We start from the raw sequence: 15379 nt of genomic DNA, 5'->3' as shown, positions 1-15379 counted from the left end.
CATTATAAGGGATCAGGTTTTCAATGCCCGGCGGTTTTCGAGAACAGCTGAATGACCGCGACCCCGGCGACAATCATCCCCATGCCGAGCAGTGCGGGCAGGTCGAGTTTCTGGCCGTAAATAAAGTACGCCGCGACGCTGACCATGACGATGCCCATGCCTGACCAGATGGCGTACGTGATACCGACCGGGATCGTGCGCATCACCAGAATCAGCATCCAGAACGCAATGGCGTAGCCGGTGATCAGCAATATCAGAGGCAGGGGCGTGCTCAATCCCTTGACGGCCTTCATGGACGTGGTGGCGATGACTTCCGCGCAAACGGCGATGGCCAACAGGTAATAAGCGTTCATGGTGCATTCCTTTTCGTCAGGCTGCGCATTCTAGCGACTTGTGATGGCGGGCTGATAAACTCCGCGCCATGAATAGAACTCTTTATACCGTGCTGTTTCATCTGGGCCTGCCCTTGGTCGCCCTGCGCCTGTGGTTGCGCGCGCGCAAGGCCCCGGCGTATCGCCAGCGCATCGGCGAGCGTTTCGCCAGTGGCCTGCCTGCCATGCAGCGCGACGGCATCTGGGTGCATGCGGTGTCGGTGGGCGAGAGCATCGCCGCTGCGCCGATGATTCGTGCGCTGCTGGTACAGTATCCGCAACTGCCGATCACTGTGACTTGCATGACGCCCACAGGTTCGGAGCGAATCAAGGCGCTGTTCGCCAACGAGCCGCGCATTCAGTACTGTTACCTGCCGTATGACCTGCCGTGGGCCGCCGGGCGTTTTCTCGATCATGTGCAGCCGCAGTTGGGCATCATCATGGAAACCGAGTTGTGGCCCAACCACATTCATCAATGTGCGAAACGCGCAATTCCCGTGGTGCTGGCCAATGCTCGACTGTCGGAACGTTCGGCGCGGGGCTATGCCCGTTTCGCCAGGCTGACGCAGCCGATGCTGGCTGAAATGGCCTGGTTTGCGGTGCAGACTGAAGTGGAAGCGCAGCGCTTTCGTGATCTGGGTGCGCGAGCGGAGTGTGTTGTGGTGACGGGCTCGATCAAGTTCGACCTGAACATCGACCCGCAGCTGCTGGAGCGCGCTGCGCAATTGCGCGAGCAATGGCAGGCGACGCAGCGCCCGGTGTGGATCGCAGCCAGTACCCATGCGGGCGAGGATGAAAGCGTTCTGTCCGCTCATCGCACTTTGCTGGCCAGCCATCCCGATGCGCTGTTGATTCTGGTGCCGCGCCATCCCGAGCGTTTCGACAGCGTGCATGCGCTGTGTCAGCAGCAGGGCTTCAAAACGGTTCGGCGCTCTTCCGCGCAGGCCGTCACGCCAGATGTTGCGGTGCTGATGGGCGATACCATGGGCGAGTTGCTGTTTCTCTATGCGCTGGTCGACATCGCCTTCGTCGGCGGCAGCCTGGTGCCCAACGGCGGGCACAACCTGCTGGAGCCCGCGGCGCTGGCCAAGCCCGTACTGAGCGGCCCGCACCTGTTCAACTTCCTCGAGATCGCCGCAATGTTGCGCACTGCCGGTGCGTTGCAAGAGGTCAGCGATGCGACCGCGCTAGCCACTGCGGTGCAGCGCCTGATCGACCAGCCACAACAGGCTCGCAGTATGGCCGATGCCGGGCTGGCAGTGATGAAGGCCAATCAGGGTGCGCTGCAACGCTTGCTGGACGGAATCGAGCGGTTGATGGCCAAACGCCGAGTCGCGGAGGACGCAGAGCGTCCAGAACGGCATGCCCACGCAGAGCGTCGGCACGATAGTTGAGATTCTCGTTCCTCACTCCAGCGTGGTAACGCATTTCGTGACGCTCTGCGTCACCTGTCAGCGCTGCGCCGGCCGCTCGAAATTCTTCTGCGCTGCAGTCGCCAAATCCGGCGGCAGGAAGTCCTTGTCCGGGTTGTAGTCCGGTTTGAGGTAGCGTGACAGGTCCTGCAAGTCGCCCGGGTTCAGGGTGCCCGCTGCCTGCTTGAGGCGCAGGTTGTCGAGGATGTAGTCATAGCGCGTGTTGTTGTAGTCACGCACCGAGGCATACAACTGACGCTGGGCGTCCAGCACATCGACGATGTTGCGGGTGCCGACCTGATAGCCGATTTCCGTGGCTTCCAGCGCACTCTGGTTGGAGATGATCGACTGTTTGCGCGCCTGAACCTGCTCGACATCAGTGTTCACCGCACGGTGCAGGTTACGGGTGTTTTCCACCACCTGACGTCGCAGGCTTTCGCGGCGCTGCTCGCTCTGGCTCAGGCGCGAATAAGCCTCACGCACCTGTGAACTGGTCAGGCCGCCGCTGTAGATCGGGATATTCAACTGCACGCCAATGCTGCGTTGCTCGACGTCGCCGCCGTAATTTTGCCCGGTGTAGTTGGGGTTGTTGAAACCCAATGCATCGTTGTCGCCACGCTGGTAAGTCGCCACGGCATCAAGGGTGGGCGCGTGCCCGGCCTTGCGCTGGCGCAGGGTTTCTTCGGCAGCGCTGACGGCGTAGTTGCTGGCCAGCAGGTTGAGGTTTTGTTGCGCTGCCGTATCCACCCAGGCCTTGGCGTCGTTGGGCGTTGGTGCCAGCACCGGCAAGGTGTGCACGATGCCTTCGATGGAGTTGTATTCGCGATTGGTCAGGGTCACCAGCGCCTGAAAGGCATCGTCCACCTGACGCCTGGCGATCAGCCGGCTGGCGCGCGAGGTGTCGTAGCTGGCCTGGGCCTGCAGCACATCGGTCTTGTCTGACAGACCGACATCGAAGCGTTCGTTGGCCTGATCGAGCTGGCGTTTGAACGCCGCTTCCTCAGCCTTGGTCGAGGCCAGATTGTCCTGCGCGCGCAACACACTGAAATAGCTCTGCGCCGATTGCAGGATCAGGTTCTGCTCGGTGGCCGACAGTTCCAGCGCGGCCTGTTCGTTGACCGCTTCGGCAGCCTGCAACTGGAACCAGCGGTCGGCGCGAAAGATCGGCTGGCTCAGGGTGGCCTGATAAACCGTGCCGCTGCGGGTCGCCACGGCGCTGGGGCGGTCGATGCTGGTGCGGGTGTTGGTGTTCTGGACACTGCCGGAAATATTCGGCAGCAGGCCGGCTCGGGCCTGTGGCACGGCTTCCTTGCGGGCATCGTAATCGGCACGCGAGGCCGCGAGGTCGGCGTTGTTGTCTACCGCCTGCTGATACACATTCAACAGACCGGTTTTGGTTGGCAGCGGCAAGTCGGCAGCCCAGGTCAGTCCGCTGGACGCCAACGAAACAGCCACGACCAACGAAAGTTTGCGCAACATGAGGCATTCCCTGTTCATGAAGAAAGTAGTCACAGTTCGGAGAGAAACCGGGTTAGCGAGTGTAGAGCCAGACGCTTTCAGCAACAATCGACGATTTGCGCCATTTATCGAGCCCCTTGCAAATAGGCTGGCATTACGACCGCGCCCCGGCATAGACTGGCCGCGTTCTTGTCGGGGTGCCTTGCTATGAGGCTGAGATCGGTTAAACCGGATCCCGTTGAACCTGATCAGGTTAGCGCCTGCGTAGGGAACAAGATTTCTCGTCTCCCGGCGAGTCCTCTTGAGTGTCGTCCGGGGTCGATTGTTCAAATAATGAACAGTTTCGCCTTCTTTCGATGCTCAGCACCAGCACTGGTGCACCCGTCCGTCATGATCAGGTCACTCCGACAATAAATCCGCAACCGGATGTCTGGAGAGCCCGTGATGAGTACAAAACCAAAAAACGCAGCCCATTTGAGCGAGTCGGCACAAGTCGATTCCGGATCGGTACAGCCGTTTACCCGTTCGCAGAAAATCTACGTTCAGGGCTCACGCCCGGACATCCGCGTGCCGATGCGCGAAGTGACTCTGGATGTCACGCCGACGGACTTTGGCGGCGAGATCAACGCGCCGGTTACCGTTTATGACACGTCAGGCCCGTACACCGACCCCAACGTGATCATCGATGTGCGCAAAGGCCTGGCGGATGTTCGCTCGCCGTGGATCGACTCGCGCAATGACACCGAGCGCCTGCCGGGCTTGAGTTCCCACTTCGGCCAGCAGCGCCTGAGTGACGCCGAACTGACCGCGCTGCGCTTTGCCCATGTGCGCAATCCGCGTCGCGCCAAGGCGGGCGCCAACGTCAGTCAGATGCACTATGCGCGTCAGGGGATCATCACTGCCGAGATGGAATACGTTGCCATCCGCGAGAACATGAAACTTCAGGAAGCCCGCGCCGCAGGCCTGCTGACCCAGCAGCACGCCGGGCACAGCTTCGGGGCGAGCATTCCGAAGGAGATCACCGCCGAGTTCGTGCGCGAGGAAATCGCCCGGGGTCGAGCCATCATTCCGGCCAACATCAACCATGTCGAGCTGGAACCGATGATCATCGGCCGTAACTTCCTGGTGAAGATCAACGGCAACATCGGCAACAGTGCGCTGGGTTCTTCCATCGAAGAAGAAGTCGCCAAACTGACCTGGGGCATTCGCTGGGGTTCGGACACGGTCATGGACCTGTCCACCGGCAAGCACATTCACGAAACCCGCGAATGGATCATCCGTAACTCGCCGGTGCCGATCGGTACGGTGCCGATCTATCAGGCGCTGGAAAAAGTCGGCGGCGCGGCCGAGGATCTGACCTGGGAGCTGTTCCGCGACACGTTGATCGAACAGGCCGAGCAGGGCGTCGATTACTTCACCATTCACGCCGGTGTGCTGCTGCGTTACGTACCGCTGACCGCCAAGCGCGTGACCGGGATTGTCAGCCGTGGTGGTTCGATCATGGCCAAGTGGTGCCTGGCGCATCACCAGGAAAACTTCCTGTACACCCATTTCGAAGACATCTGCGAAATCATGAAGGCCTACGACGTCAGCTTCTCGCTGGGCGATGGCTTGCGCCCCGGCTCGATTGCCGACGCCAACGATGCGGCGCAGTTCGGTGAGCTGGAAACCCTCGGCGAACTGACCAAGATTGCCTGGAAACACGACTTGCAGACCATGATCGAAGGCCCAGGCCACGTGCCGATGCAGTTGATCAAAGAGAACATGGACAAGCAGCTGGAGTGCTGCGACGAAGCGCCGTTCTACACCCTCGGCCCGCTGACCACTGATATTGCACCGGGTTATGACCACATCACCTCGGGCATCGGCGCGGCGATGATCGGCTGGTTCGGTTGCGCCATGCTGTGTTATGTCACACCCAAGGAACACCTGGGTTTGCCGAACAAGGATGACGTGAAGACCGGCATCATCACCTACAAGATCGCGGCCCACGCAGCGGACCTGGCCAAAGGGCATCCTGGCGCGCAGATTCGCGACAACGCGCTGAGCAAGGCGCGTTTCGAGTTCCGCTGGGAAGACCAGTTCAACCTCGGCCTGGACCCGGACACTGCGCGTTCATACCACGATGAAACCCTGCCCAAGGACTCGGCCAAGGTCGCGCATTTCTGCTCCATGTGCGGGCCGAAATTCTGCTCGATGAAAATCACCCAGGAAGTACGTGAATACGCCGCCAATCAGCGCATTGAAGCAGTGGATGTCGACGTCGCCAGGGGCCTTGCCGAACAGGCCGAGCGCTTCAAGCAGGAAGGCAGCCAGTTGTACAAGAAGGTGTAGGGAACTACAGGTGCACGACAGAACACCGCTAGCTGCATCGCTCCCACGCTCTGCGTGGTAGCGATGTTCTGGAAGCTCCGCGTCCGATCCCGAATCACCGATCAACACCTCGCACGAGACACAAACGTGAACACACCCGGCACCTATTCCCCCGATACCCCCATCCCCGCCAGCCAGCGGGTGTTCGGCGGGCGGGACCTGTTTTCTCTGTGGTTTTCCCTTGGCATCGGCCTGATGGTGCTGCAGACCGGGGCCTTGCTGGCGCCGGGGTTGGGCATGTCCGGCTCGATGCTGGCGATTTTTCTGGGCACGCTGGTCGGGGTTCTGCTGCTCGCCAGCGTGGCCGTGATCGGCAGTGACACCGGTTTGTCATCCATGGCCGCGCTCAAGCTCAGCCTGGGCAGCAAAGGCGCGTCGCTGCCGGCGGTGTTGAACCTGCTGCAACTGATCGGCTGGGGCTCGTTCGAGATCATCGTCATGCGCGATGCCGCCAGTCTGTTGGGCGCTCGTGCTTTTGCAAACGAAAGCCTCTGGGCTAACCCGGTGCTGTGGACACTGTTGTTCGGCGCGCTGGCGACGCTGTTGGCTATCAGCGGGCCGTTGACCTTCGTGCGCCGGTTTCTGCGTCAATGGGGGCTATGGATTCTGCTGGCCGCCTGCTCGTGGCTGACCTGGAACCTGCTTGCCAAGGCCGATCTCGCAACCTTGTGGTCGACCTCCGGCGATGGAACCATGCAGTTTGCCTCGGGTTTCGACATTGCCATCGCCATGCCGCTTTCCTGGCTGCCGCTGATTGCCGATTACTCGCGCTTCGGCCGACGCGCGAAAAGTGTCTTTGGCGGCACTGCTGTGGGCTTTTTCATCGGTAATGCCTGGCTGATGAGCCTGGGCGTTGCCTACACGCTGGCGTTCGCGCCGAGTGGCGAGATCAATGCGTTGCTGCTGGCACTGGCGGGCGCGGGGCTGGGGATCCCCTTGCTGTTGATTCTGCTGGATGAAACCGAAAACGCATTCGCCGACATTCACTCGGCGGCGGTATCCAGTGCGCTGCTGACACGCCTCAACGTTGAGCATCTGGCGTTGGTGATTGGCGTGATCTGCACTTTGATCGCCTGCCTGGCACCGTTGGCCCAATACCAGAACTTCCTGTTGCTCATCGGCTCGGTGTTTGCGCCGCTATTCGGCGTGGTGCTGGTCGACCATTTCATTCTGCGGCGTCGCAGTGGTCAGATTGCGCAGGGCGGTTTGCGCTGGATGAGTCTGCTGGCATGGCTTGGCGGCATCAGCACCTACCACTTGCTGGCCAATCTTTATCCGCAGATTGGCGCAACACTGCCAGCGCTCATCGTCGCTGGCGTGTTGCAACTGTTGATCGGCAGCGCAATCAGCCGCGGCCGGGGAACAGTTCCGGCTTGAGGATGCCATTGAGCTGAGGATAAGGAACCTTCAGCTCGATATGGCCCATCGAGTACGGCGCGATGGTGTCCACCGAATACTTGAGGATGACCGCGCCGTAGGTCAGCGCAATGTGTGGCGTACGCTTGAACGGCCAGGTCTTCATGAACTCGCTGTCTTCATTCAGCTTGCCTGACACCAGCCAGCTCTGGTGGGCCAGTTGCGCCTTTTGCCAGAACTCGCTTTCCTTGCCCGGCACGATCATGTCTGCCAGGGTCAGAACCTTCTGTTGCGGGCGCGAATAGTTGATGAACGCCCGGCCAGGGTTGCCGTGAGCGCCACCGTTATCCAGGTAGCTGGAGAGTTCGACAACCACGATACCGTCATGCTGTTCGCGTACCTTGGCCTGCAGATAACTGCTGTTGCGCCCCTGGGCCTGGCTCAGAAACTGCTCCTGATAGGCTTTGATGGACGCAGGCGGCGATGCGCTGGTGTCGGCAACAGTCAATTGCAGCAGCGTCTTCTGAACGATAGCGTCCAGTCGCGGCTCATCGGCAAAGTGCACCGTGTCGATGTTCACCAGCGGGCAATCCGCCGTGGTGCAGCCCGGCTTGATCAGCTCGGACGCATCGCGCTGGACTTGCAGCGGTGTGCGCATGTTGGGCGTGAAGAGGCTTTGGCAGGCGCCGAGCAACAGGGCCAGGCAAGCCAGTGAAGTGATCCTCAATAACGACATGTTGATCCTTGGCAGTGTCAATAAAGGCGGTTGCGTTGTGCGTGTGCAGGCTGGTTGGACTGTAAACAACGTGTTCGGTTCGCTAGATGGCAGATTAGAATTGTTTTCGGCCCCGGCCGTCTACCCTGCATGTTCAAGGGGGCTGCATCCGACTGCCGATGCGCGTTAGGATGGGCCGATGTTCAAAATGGCGGCAAGCGAGAATTCCATGACCCAGACCACACGCACCGTACCCACTGCTTTTGAAACCATCAGCCGTGAAAACTGCTTCAAGGGCTTCTATAAACTGGACAAGCTGCATGTGCGCCATGAGCTGTTCGACGGCAGCATGAGCAAGCAGATCAGTCGTGAATTGTTCGTTCGTCACGACGCGGTTTGCGTGCTGCCTTACGATGCCAAACACGATAATGTGGTGCTCATCGAGCAGTTTCGTGTGGGCGCGATGGAAAAGACCAGCAACCCGTGGTTGATCGAACTGGTTGCCGGGCTGATCGACAAGGATGAGCAGCCGGAAGAAGTTGCTCACCGAGAAGCGGAAGAGGAAGCTGGGCTGGTGTTCAGTTCGCTTTGGCCCATCACAAAATATTTTCCGTCCCCGGGTGGCAGTAACGAGTTTGTTCACTTGTACTTGGGGCAGTGCGACAGTGAAGGCGCAGGCGGCATTCACGGGCTTGAGTCCGAAGGCGAAGACATCCGTGTCACCGTCTGGTCGTTCGATGACGCAATGGACGCCATGAAGAACGGACTGATCAAGAACGCATCGACGATCATCGCCTTGCAATGGCTGGCGCTGAATCGTGCAGAGATAAGGGGGTTATGGTCGTGAATCTATTGCGCGAGCGCTACCGTGTCGATCTTGCAGGACTGCAGGCTGCGTGCGAGGCCAACTACGCGCGCCTGATGCGCCTGTTGCCCGACATGCGTAACGAACAACGTTCGCGCCGCGTCGCCGTTACCCAGGGTGATCAGATGCTGGGCGTGCTGGCCGTCGAAGTGCTGCTCGACTGCCCGTACACCACCACCCTGCAAGTCCGCCAGGAACACAGCTTGCCCTGGCTGCCGGTGCCGGTGCTTGAAGTGCAGGTTTATCACGATGCGCGCATGGCCGAAGTCATCGGTGCCGAACATGCGCGGCGCTTTCGCGGCATCTACCCATACCCTAATGCTGACATGCACCAGCCGGACGAAAAAGTTCAGCTCAATCTGTTTCTGGGTGAATGGCTGAGCCATTGCCTGGCGTGTGGGCATGAGTTTGAAGCAGTGCGGTAGCATGCGTGCTAACCGCACTCTCTTATTTCTGACGCCTCGTAAACGTTTATGTCAGGTCAAATTCATCGTCCGATTCAAATATATTATAGGGTTGCCTATTGCCTGAACTTGTGCCCGCACTTGCTCCGTGGGCGAATTGATCCTCAGCTGCAGATGCACCTGTCCGTGTTTTGGTTACACTGACTCCGTTTAAGAATCGTCTAGGTAGATAGTTGTACCCGGCTGGTGCTTCCTTAGGGAAACTCTGAAAAAGGTTTCCTGATTTGGCAAAATACCCCAACACCTTTCACCGAGCTTCCCTGATGAAACAGATGACCTTCGCCGATGCCGAGTACGCGGGTAAACGTAAGCATACCCGCCGCGAGCGCTTTCTCATCGAGATGGATCAGGTTGTGCCCTGGAAAGGCTTGATTGCCCTTATCGAACCACATTATCCAAAGGGCGAAGGTGGCCGTCCGGCTTATCCGCTGATGGCGATGCTGCGTATTCACCTGATGCAGAACTGGTTTGGTTACAGCGATCCGGCGATGGAGGAAGCACTTTACGAGACAACGATCCTGCGCCAGTTCGCAGGGTTGAGTCTGGATCGAATCGCCGATGAAACCACGATTCTCAACTTCCGGCGTCTGTTGGAAAAGCATGAGTTGGCAGGCGGGATTTTGCAGGTCATCAATGGCTATCTGGGTGATCGAGGTTTGATGCTGCGCCAAGGTACGGTGGTCGATGCGACGATCATTCATGCGCCGAGCTCGACCAAGAACAAGGACGGCAAACGCGATCCCGAAATGCATCAGACGAAGAAAGGAAACCAGTATTTCTTCGGCATGAAAGCGCATATCGGCGTCGATGCCGAGTCGGGTTTAGTCCATAGCCTGGTGGGTACTGCGGCGAATGTGGCGGACGTGACTCAGGTTGATCAATTGCTACATGGTGAGGAAACCTATGTCAGCGGTGATGCGGGCTACACCGGCGTGGACAAGCGTGCGGAGCATCAGGATCGTCAGATGATCTGGTCAATTGCGGCCCGCCCAAGCCGTTATAAAAAGCATGGCGAGAAAAGTTTGATCGCACGGGTCTATCGCAAAATCGAGTTCACGAAAGCCCAGTTACGGGCGAAGGTTGAACATCCGTTTCGCGTGATCAAGCGCCAGTTTGGTTATACGAAAGTCCGGTTTCGCGGGCTGGCTAAAAACACCGCGCAACAGGCTACTCTGTTTGCCTTGTCGAACCTTTGGATGGTGCGAAAACGGCTGCTGGCGATGGGAGAGGTGCGCCTGTAATGCGGAAAAACGCCTTGGAAAGGTGCTGTTTGAAGGAAAATCGATGAGTTAAGAGCGGAAAACGTCTAATTATCTGATCGGGCGAGCTTTTTTTGAACCTCAGGCCATGAGAGCGTCAAAAATCGATGCCTACTTCAGACCTTCCTTAGAGAAGCCCGGTTCATTACTAATCACTTTTTTTATCGTTTCTTGTGGAGTTGATTTCAGTTGCTCTTGAACTGCCTTGATTTGGTCTGGGCCTCTTACCCCTCGGAAAGCGTCCATTGAGTCTTCCATGCCAAAACGCGTGTCAACCACTCCCTCATAGCCCTTTACCGGTTTATTTGTGAGCTTTGAAAATGTGGCGGCGAATGATTTTTCCCCCCCGTCTGCTGAGTGACACATTATCAGCCGTACTTTCTCATATTTATTGAGGTCTACTTTTTTTGATTTCAGGAAATCAAAAAACGAATAGGCTGAAAATGATTTTCCACTGTAAGGCCCGCTTCCGCTGTATTCCTCAATCGCCATCATTGCTGCGTCCCCGACGTCGTCAGGCTTCACACCGTGAGCCATAAACGTAACGCGTTTTCCTTGCTTGTCTACTGTCATGAAGAGCGCATTTTCCAGTTTTTCAAACTTATCAAGCTTGCCTGGTGCCCAGCGGGTAACGTTGCTTGCTCCATAAGACGACATCCCTGGCTTGAGTACCTTTATCGTTCCGGTAAGGAGCTTTAGCTTTGGTCCCTTTGTAAATATGGACTCAACCCTCGAGATAAGTCTGCCGGTCCTGCTTGACGTCCAGCGTAGCAGCCGACCGCCCAATCTTAATCCCGCTCTAAAGGGGGCATTCGATATAAAACCCAGAGCGGTAGCGGCGGTTCCCAGTTTTCGGGCCAATTCGGGGTTGACGTCTTCCAGTACGTAACTGGCTATATCAAGACCTGCGGAAGCAACAGCCAATGTTGTCGCGAGGACGCCAGCAGCAAATCCCAAAGAAGACCCTCCTGTGAGGGGGACCATCAGGACGCCCGCGACGGCGACGCTTGCGTTGACCGCAAGGCCTCTCCAGAAATGGCCCAGTGGTTGAGGACTGGTTTCCTGTAATGCCTTCGTCAAGTCACTGATCATATTACTGGCGCCCCAGCGGCTGATCATTACATGCCCGCTGGGGTCGAACAGGTTGACCGGGTCGCCTGCGCAGTAGGCGGTATTGTTGATGCCGCCTGCTCCAAAGGGGCTCCAGCTGTCGGGTTGCAACCAATGTCGCTGTGCCGGACTATACGTCCTGTAGCCGTTGCCCAAGTGATACCAGCCCAATACTGGGTCGATACGCTCGCTATTGAAGCCCAGCCGACATCCGCTATCGAGGTTGGTGCTCTCGCCATAAGGGGTATAGCCAAGTGGGTGCAGTTTTACTCCAGCCGTTCCATCATGCGCGCTAAATCCAACGACACCGCTGCCGGGGTCGGTGAGGACGAAGTCTGACCGCACGGTTTCGCCAATACAGGTTTGCTGTACCATATCCTCGCTGAACAGGATACGTTTGAATTCCCTGTTCGCATCGTCGAACCATGCTTCTCCCGTCAGTTGCGTGCCGTCATACAGCAGCTCACAGGTGTGCTTTGTGGCGCCGATGTATTGAGATATAAGACGGCCAAATGCATCATAACTATAGCGAGTCAACAGTTTGCCGTCGTTGTCTTTAACGCTCGCCAATTGCCCCAGTGGCGTATAGGCCAGCGTGCGTCCTGATTCGTCAGTGGTTTGATTGCCGTTGGCGTCGTAAGCGAGCGTAGCCGTCTGTGTCGATGTTGTTTGGGAGCCTGACCTCAATTCGGTTTTTACAGACAGTCTTCGAGTCGGATTTTTAACGGTGTCATACGTGTATGTTTGAATACAGGTGCTGCCATCGGCGTAGGTCGAAGAGCATTCGCTCAGGTTGTGTAATTCGTCATAACCATAGCTCTGCTTCGAAAGGCTCTTTCCAGCCTGATCCTGAGGCCAGTCTGCAACGTCAGTCGTGCATTCGTAGCTGTTCAGTCGATCCCGGGCATCGTAGGAGAAGCCTTCCGTGCGTTGGAGCACTCCTTCACGCGTCAGGGTTTTACTGCTCACTTGGCCATTGGCCAGGTAACTGTTCGTCAAGGCCAATAACGGTTTGTTGTTGAGTGTATATTCGCGTGCTATCTCTTGGCCGAACGCGTCCCACGTAAAGCGAACGTCAAGGCGTTCACCGCTTGCCTGATTGACCACCGTGCGTTGTAGCGGCTCACCAAACGCGGACCAGAGATAGTGATAGTGCAATTCACCAAGAATCACACGAACTACACGGTCCAGGTAGTCGCGAAATACCCGCATCTGGCGACCATCTACTGCCGTGTTCGTCAAGAGCCTGCCCTTCAGTGATCGGGTCATTTCGGCCTGCCGACTTCCTCGGGGCGATGTTTGGGTAATACTCGTTAACCCCAGACTTTGCGGTGAACTTGTAAGGCTGGACCACGCCTCGGCGCTGGGTACCGATACAGGGTCCACAGTGACAGTCAGTACGTTGGGTTGAGAGATTACCCGTTGTGTATGAACTTTCTTGTTGATCGAAAGAGTTGCTGTGTGTCCATCTGCTGAGACGGCTGATTCGAGCAGGGTCTTATCCGGCCTGACGACTGTGCTGGCGGACCCGCCCGGGAATTCATACGTTAACTCTCCTACGGTAGTCTGCCTGGCGGCGGCGGTCATTTTTTGCGTGCCAAGCACAGTGGATCCGACGTTGAGTTGTGTGATGTAGTCGCTGAGTTGGTGGTACTTACGTTCTGTGCGAGTGCCGTCGGGAGCGATGATAGCTACTGCACGCTCCAACTCGTCATATTCGATGCAATGTTCACTGGTGTTGCTGGTACGGATTTTTATCAATCGCCTTTCATCGTCGAACGTGCGCTCGATAGTCCGGTCGGTTGATGCGTCCCTGGCAGTAGATGGCCGGAGTGTTTCGAGTAGCGCGGTGTGGCTCTTATCTAAATTCCGTCCGGAAAGCTGCCTTATGAGTTGGGCGCCGCTGTCAGCGCCGATAACTTGCTCATTTATAAGGATTCCTGCATCTTCCCGCGTGTAATCGGCCATCCAGGCCAGTTTTGAGGCGTCCACAGCCGCCTCAGGTCTGGCATCTTTAGTGCGGCGTAACCCGCCGGGCAAGTAATCGTATAGTGTCTGATTGGTGGCATCGGGACCGTCATATTCGATGCGCGAGATCACACAGAACGCCGAATCAGGCAATATCGTCCGCTTTATGGCCACCCAGACAGGGCGCTGCAAACCGTCATAAAGCGTGCGTACCTGTTGCTCAGCTTCGGTGACAGTGACTTGTAATCCCTCGGCGGTAATACTGTAGTCAGTCGTTTCGACCGCGTCTGCTTTCCATGCACCCGCTTCGGTGGTACCCCGTTCCTGTCTCACCAGTCGCCCCAAACTATCGTGAACATATCGGAATTCGAGGCCGTCTCTGGTTTCTGACAGCGGTCGCCCGCTCAATCGAGAGAAAATCCGACTGGATATAATCTTCCCCTGTGCCTCGGCGCGAACGGTGCGCCCAACAGATGGATTGTCGTCATAGAGCATGCTTGTGGTCAGCGTATTCCGTTGCATACCCAGCCAGGAGTTCTGTACAACGGATTCTTTCCAGGCAGTTGTATTTTCGGTCGCGACGTCGGGAATCGAGCGGCTGATAACCCGCTGTTCAATCAATGCGTTTTTGCGACCCTCCATTAATGAGGGCAGCATGGTTGTAGTGTCGAGCGTAACCCCGGTCAAAACAACGACTGTTGAGGGCACGAGGACTGAGCGTTGATTGACCGGGTTTTCCCTGGCCTGGTAAGCATAGGCTGTGATTTGCTGACTTTTCGGATAGGCCGGATCATGGACGTACTCTACTTTCACCGGAGGCATATAGCCTTCGGATACTTTCGGGCAGGTCAGGGTCACCAAGTCTTTCGATAGCGGTTTTTCGGCGATCAGCGATATGTCCAGCCCTTGCCCGCCAGTGTCGGGGTAATACAACCATTCAGTGACAACCCCGTCGACAGCGATACTCTTGGTGAGTTGGCCGATGTTGTTGTAGGCCAGTGTCTGGACGGTAGTGGTTCTTTCTGTGTTCGGGTGGCTGAGGTCGGTATAGTCGGTCGTAATTTTAGTGGGCAACCCGAATACCTTCTCACCCGGACTTGCATTGGCGAACTCCCAACTGATGACCTTCTCGGCCTGAAACTGGACCTGGAGATCTTCTCTGACTTGAAGATGATTTTTATTGAACGCGTGCCGTGTAGAGACAATATGGTCCGGGTTCTGACGCAGAATCTGAACATAATAGCCTTCATCGTCGACTAACTCGCGAAGTTCAAGCCGTTCATAATATAGGCGGTTTTGGTGAGCATCAGGAGGCTCGCTAAAGCCTAAATAATTGGTTCCTGAATAAAAATAGTGATCAGTGATATTGCTCTGGCAAGCGCCGGGAAATAAGCTGTGCAATGTTACGCATGGAAGAGGTGGCTGTCGATAGTATGGAAATGGCATGCCCCCTTCACGGTATGTGACAAGCTCAATCGAGCCATCCTCCTCTTCGATTCTATTGAGCACCCGGTCCAGCGTGGGGTCCGCACAGTAACCGTATTTTAGTTTTTGTGAGACCTTTAGGTTTTTTTCTATTCGTGTCAAACCTGTTAACGCGTACGAGGAAAGTTCAAGTCTGACCGTGTAAGCCTCATCCGTTTTTGGCCACACGCTGATCTCAACTGTACTGGTGTCTGATGAGGGCGCGCTGTAGGTTGAAGAGAGGATGACGTTACCGTCGCTTGATATTTTTTTAAGGAGAAATTGGCCTTGGTTACGGCTCCATTCAATAGACAGAGTTCCTCCTTGCGGTGATGTCACTTCCGACGGAAGCAACTGACCAAACGCTCTCTCCCAGTAAGCAATTTTTTTCAAGAGACCTGCTTTGTCTTTCTTCCACTCAGTAACGGATGCACTCCAGTCGACAATACCGGCTCCCATGTAAAGCTGAGGTAGAAACCCGGCGAGAATGGCTTCGCCAGTGTTGGCATCCTGATACAGTTTGATCAGGTTGGCGTCAGGCATGGATACTGCGTAGATGGCTTT

At 56.8% G+C, this 15379-nt stretch carries 9 protein-coding genes, 1 pseudogene and 1 riboswitch; of the genes and pseudogenes, 6 read left to right on the top strand and 4 right to left on the bottom strand.

The features are described 5' to 3' along the window. Positions 1 to 20: 20 nt before the first annotated feature. On the bottom strand, positions 21 to 353 hold the full coding sequence (locus PSPTO_RS25750; protein ID WP_005762979.1) for an SMR family transporter: 333 nt from the start codon (positions 351 to 353) through the stop codon (positions 21 to 23). A gap of 68 nt (positions 354 to 421) precedes the next feature. Between PSPTO_RS25750 and waaA the strand changes: the two are divergent. Next, positions 422 to 1699, top strand: a pseudogene (gene waaA / locus PSPTO_RS25745) (lipid IV(A) 3-deoxy-D-manno-octulosonic acid transferase); the annotation flags it as partial. A 123-nt stretch (positions 1700 to 1822) separates the two neighbouring features. Here the strand turns inward: waaA and PSPTO_RS25740 are convergent. After that, entirely contained in the window at positions 1823 to 3262 is a 1440-nt protein-coding gene (locus PSPTO_RS25740) for a TolC family outer membrane protein (RefSeq protein ID WP_005762981.1), read from the bottom strand. A gap of 162 nt (positions 3263 to 3424) precedes the next feature. Further along, positions 3425 to 3529: riboswitch (TPP riboswitch) on the top strand. Positions 3530 to 3685: 156 nt separating this feature from the next. On the opposite strand from PSPTO_RS25740, the gene thiC reads away from it, so the two are divergent. Together thiC and cytX are read left to right on the top strand one after the other, a co-directional pair. Further along, on the top strand, positions 3686 to 5575 hold the full coding sequence (gene thiC, locus PSPTO_RS25735) for a phosphomethylpyrimidine synthase ThiC (RefSeq protein WP_011105255.1): 1890 nt from the start codon (positions 3686 to 3688) through the stop codon (positions 5573 to 5575). 126 nt (positions 5576 to 5701) lie between these two features. Further along, positions 5702 to 6991 (top strand): putative hydroxymethylpyrimidine transporter CytX, encoded by a 1290-nt coding sequence (gene cytX, locus PSPTO_RS25730; RefSeq protein WP_011105254.1) that lies wholly within the window; start codon positions 5702 to 5704, stop codon positions 6989 to 6991. Here the strand turns inward: cytX and PSPTO_RS25725 are convergent. Beyond that, entirely contained in the window at positions 6960 to 7706 is a 747-nt protein-coding gene (locus PSPTO_RS25725; RefSeq protein ID WP_005736885.1) for an RsiV family protein, read from the bottom strand. The genes cytX and PSPTO_RS25725 overlap by 32 nt on opposite strands. Positions 7707 to 7914: 208 nt before the next feature. Between PSPTO_RS25725 and PSPTO_RS25720 the strand changes: the two genes are divergently transcribed. The 3 genes from PSPTO_RS25720 to PSPTO_RS25710 all read left to right on the top strand — a co-directional run bounded on the left by PSPTO_RS25720 (position 7915) and on the right by PSPTO_RS25710 (position 10255). Further along, complete coding sequence (locus tag PSPTO_RS25720; protein WP_003377112.1) at positions 7915 to 8532, top strand: NUDIX domain-containing protein; 618 nt, start codon at positions 7915 to 7917, stop codon at positions 8530 to 8532. Next, positions 8523 to 8975, top strand: a complete 453-nt coding sequence (locus PSPTO_RS25715; RefSeq protein ID WP_003377111.1) for a DUF1249 domain-containing protein — start codon at positions 8523 to 8525, stop codon at positions 8973 to 8975. Before PSPTO_RS25720 ends, PSPTO_RS25715 begins: the two co-directional genes overlap by 10 nt. A 302-nt stretch (positions 8976 to 9277) precedes the next feature. Beyond that, positions 9278 to 10255 (top strand): IS5-like element ISPssy family transposase, encoded by a 978-nt coding sequence (locus PSPTO_RS25710; protein ID WP_007247571.1) that lies wholly within the window; start codon positions 9278 to 9280, stop codon positions 10253 to 10255. A 129-nt stretch (positions 10256 to 10384) separates the two neighbouring features. Here PSPTO_RS25710 and PSPTO_RS25705 read toward each other — a convergent pair whose 3' ends face one another. Continuing rightward, positions 10385 to 15358 carry an RHS repeat domain-containing protein gene (locus PSPTO_RS25705; protein ID WP_161797791.1) on the bottom strand — a complete coding sequence of 1658 codons (4974 nt, stop codon included), beginning with the start codon at positions 15356 to 15358 and terminating at the stop codon, positions 10385 to 10387. Positions 15359 to 15379 lie beyond the last annotated feature (21 nt).

The organism is Pseudomonas syringae pv. tomato str. DC3000, assembly GCF_000007805.1.
GTDB lineage: Bacteria > Pseudomonadota > Gammaproteobacteria > Pseudomonadales > Pseudomonadaceae > Aquipseudomonas > Aquipseudomonas avellanae.
Note: the sequence above shows the minus strand (reverse complement) of the source record. Positions and strands in the feature narration are given on the sequence as shown.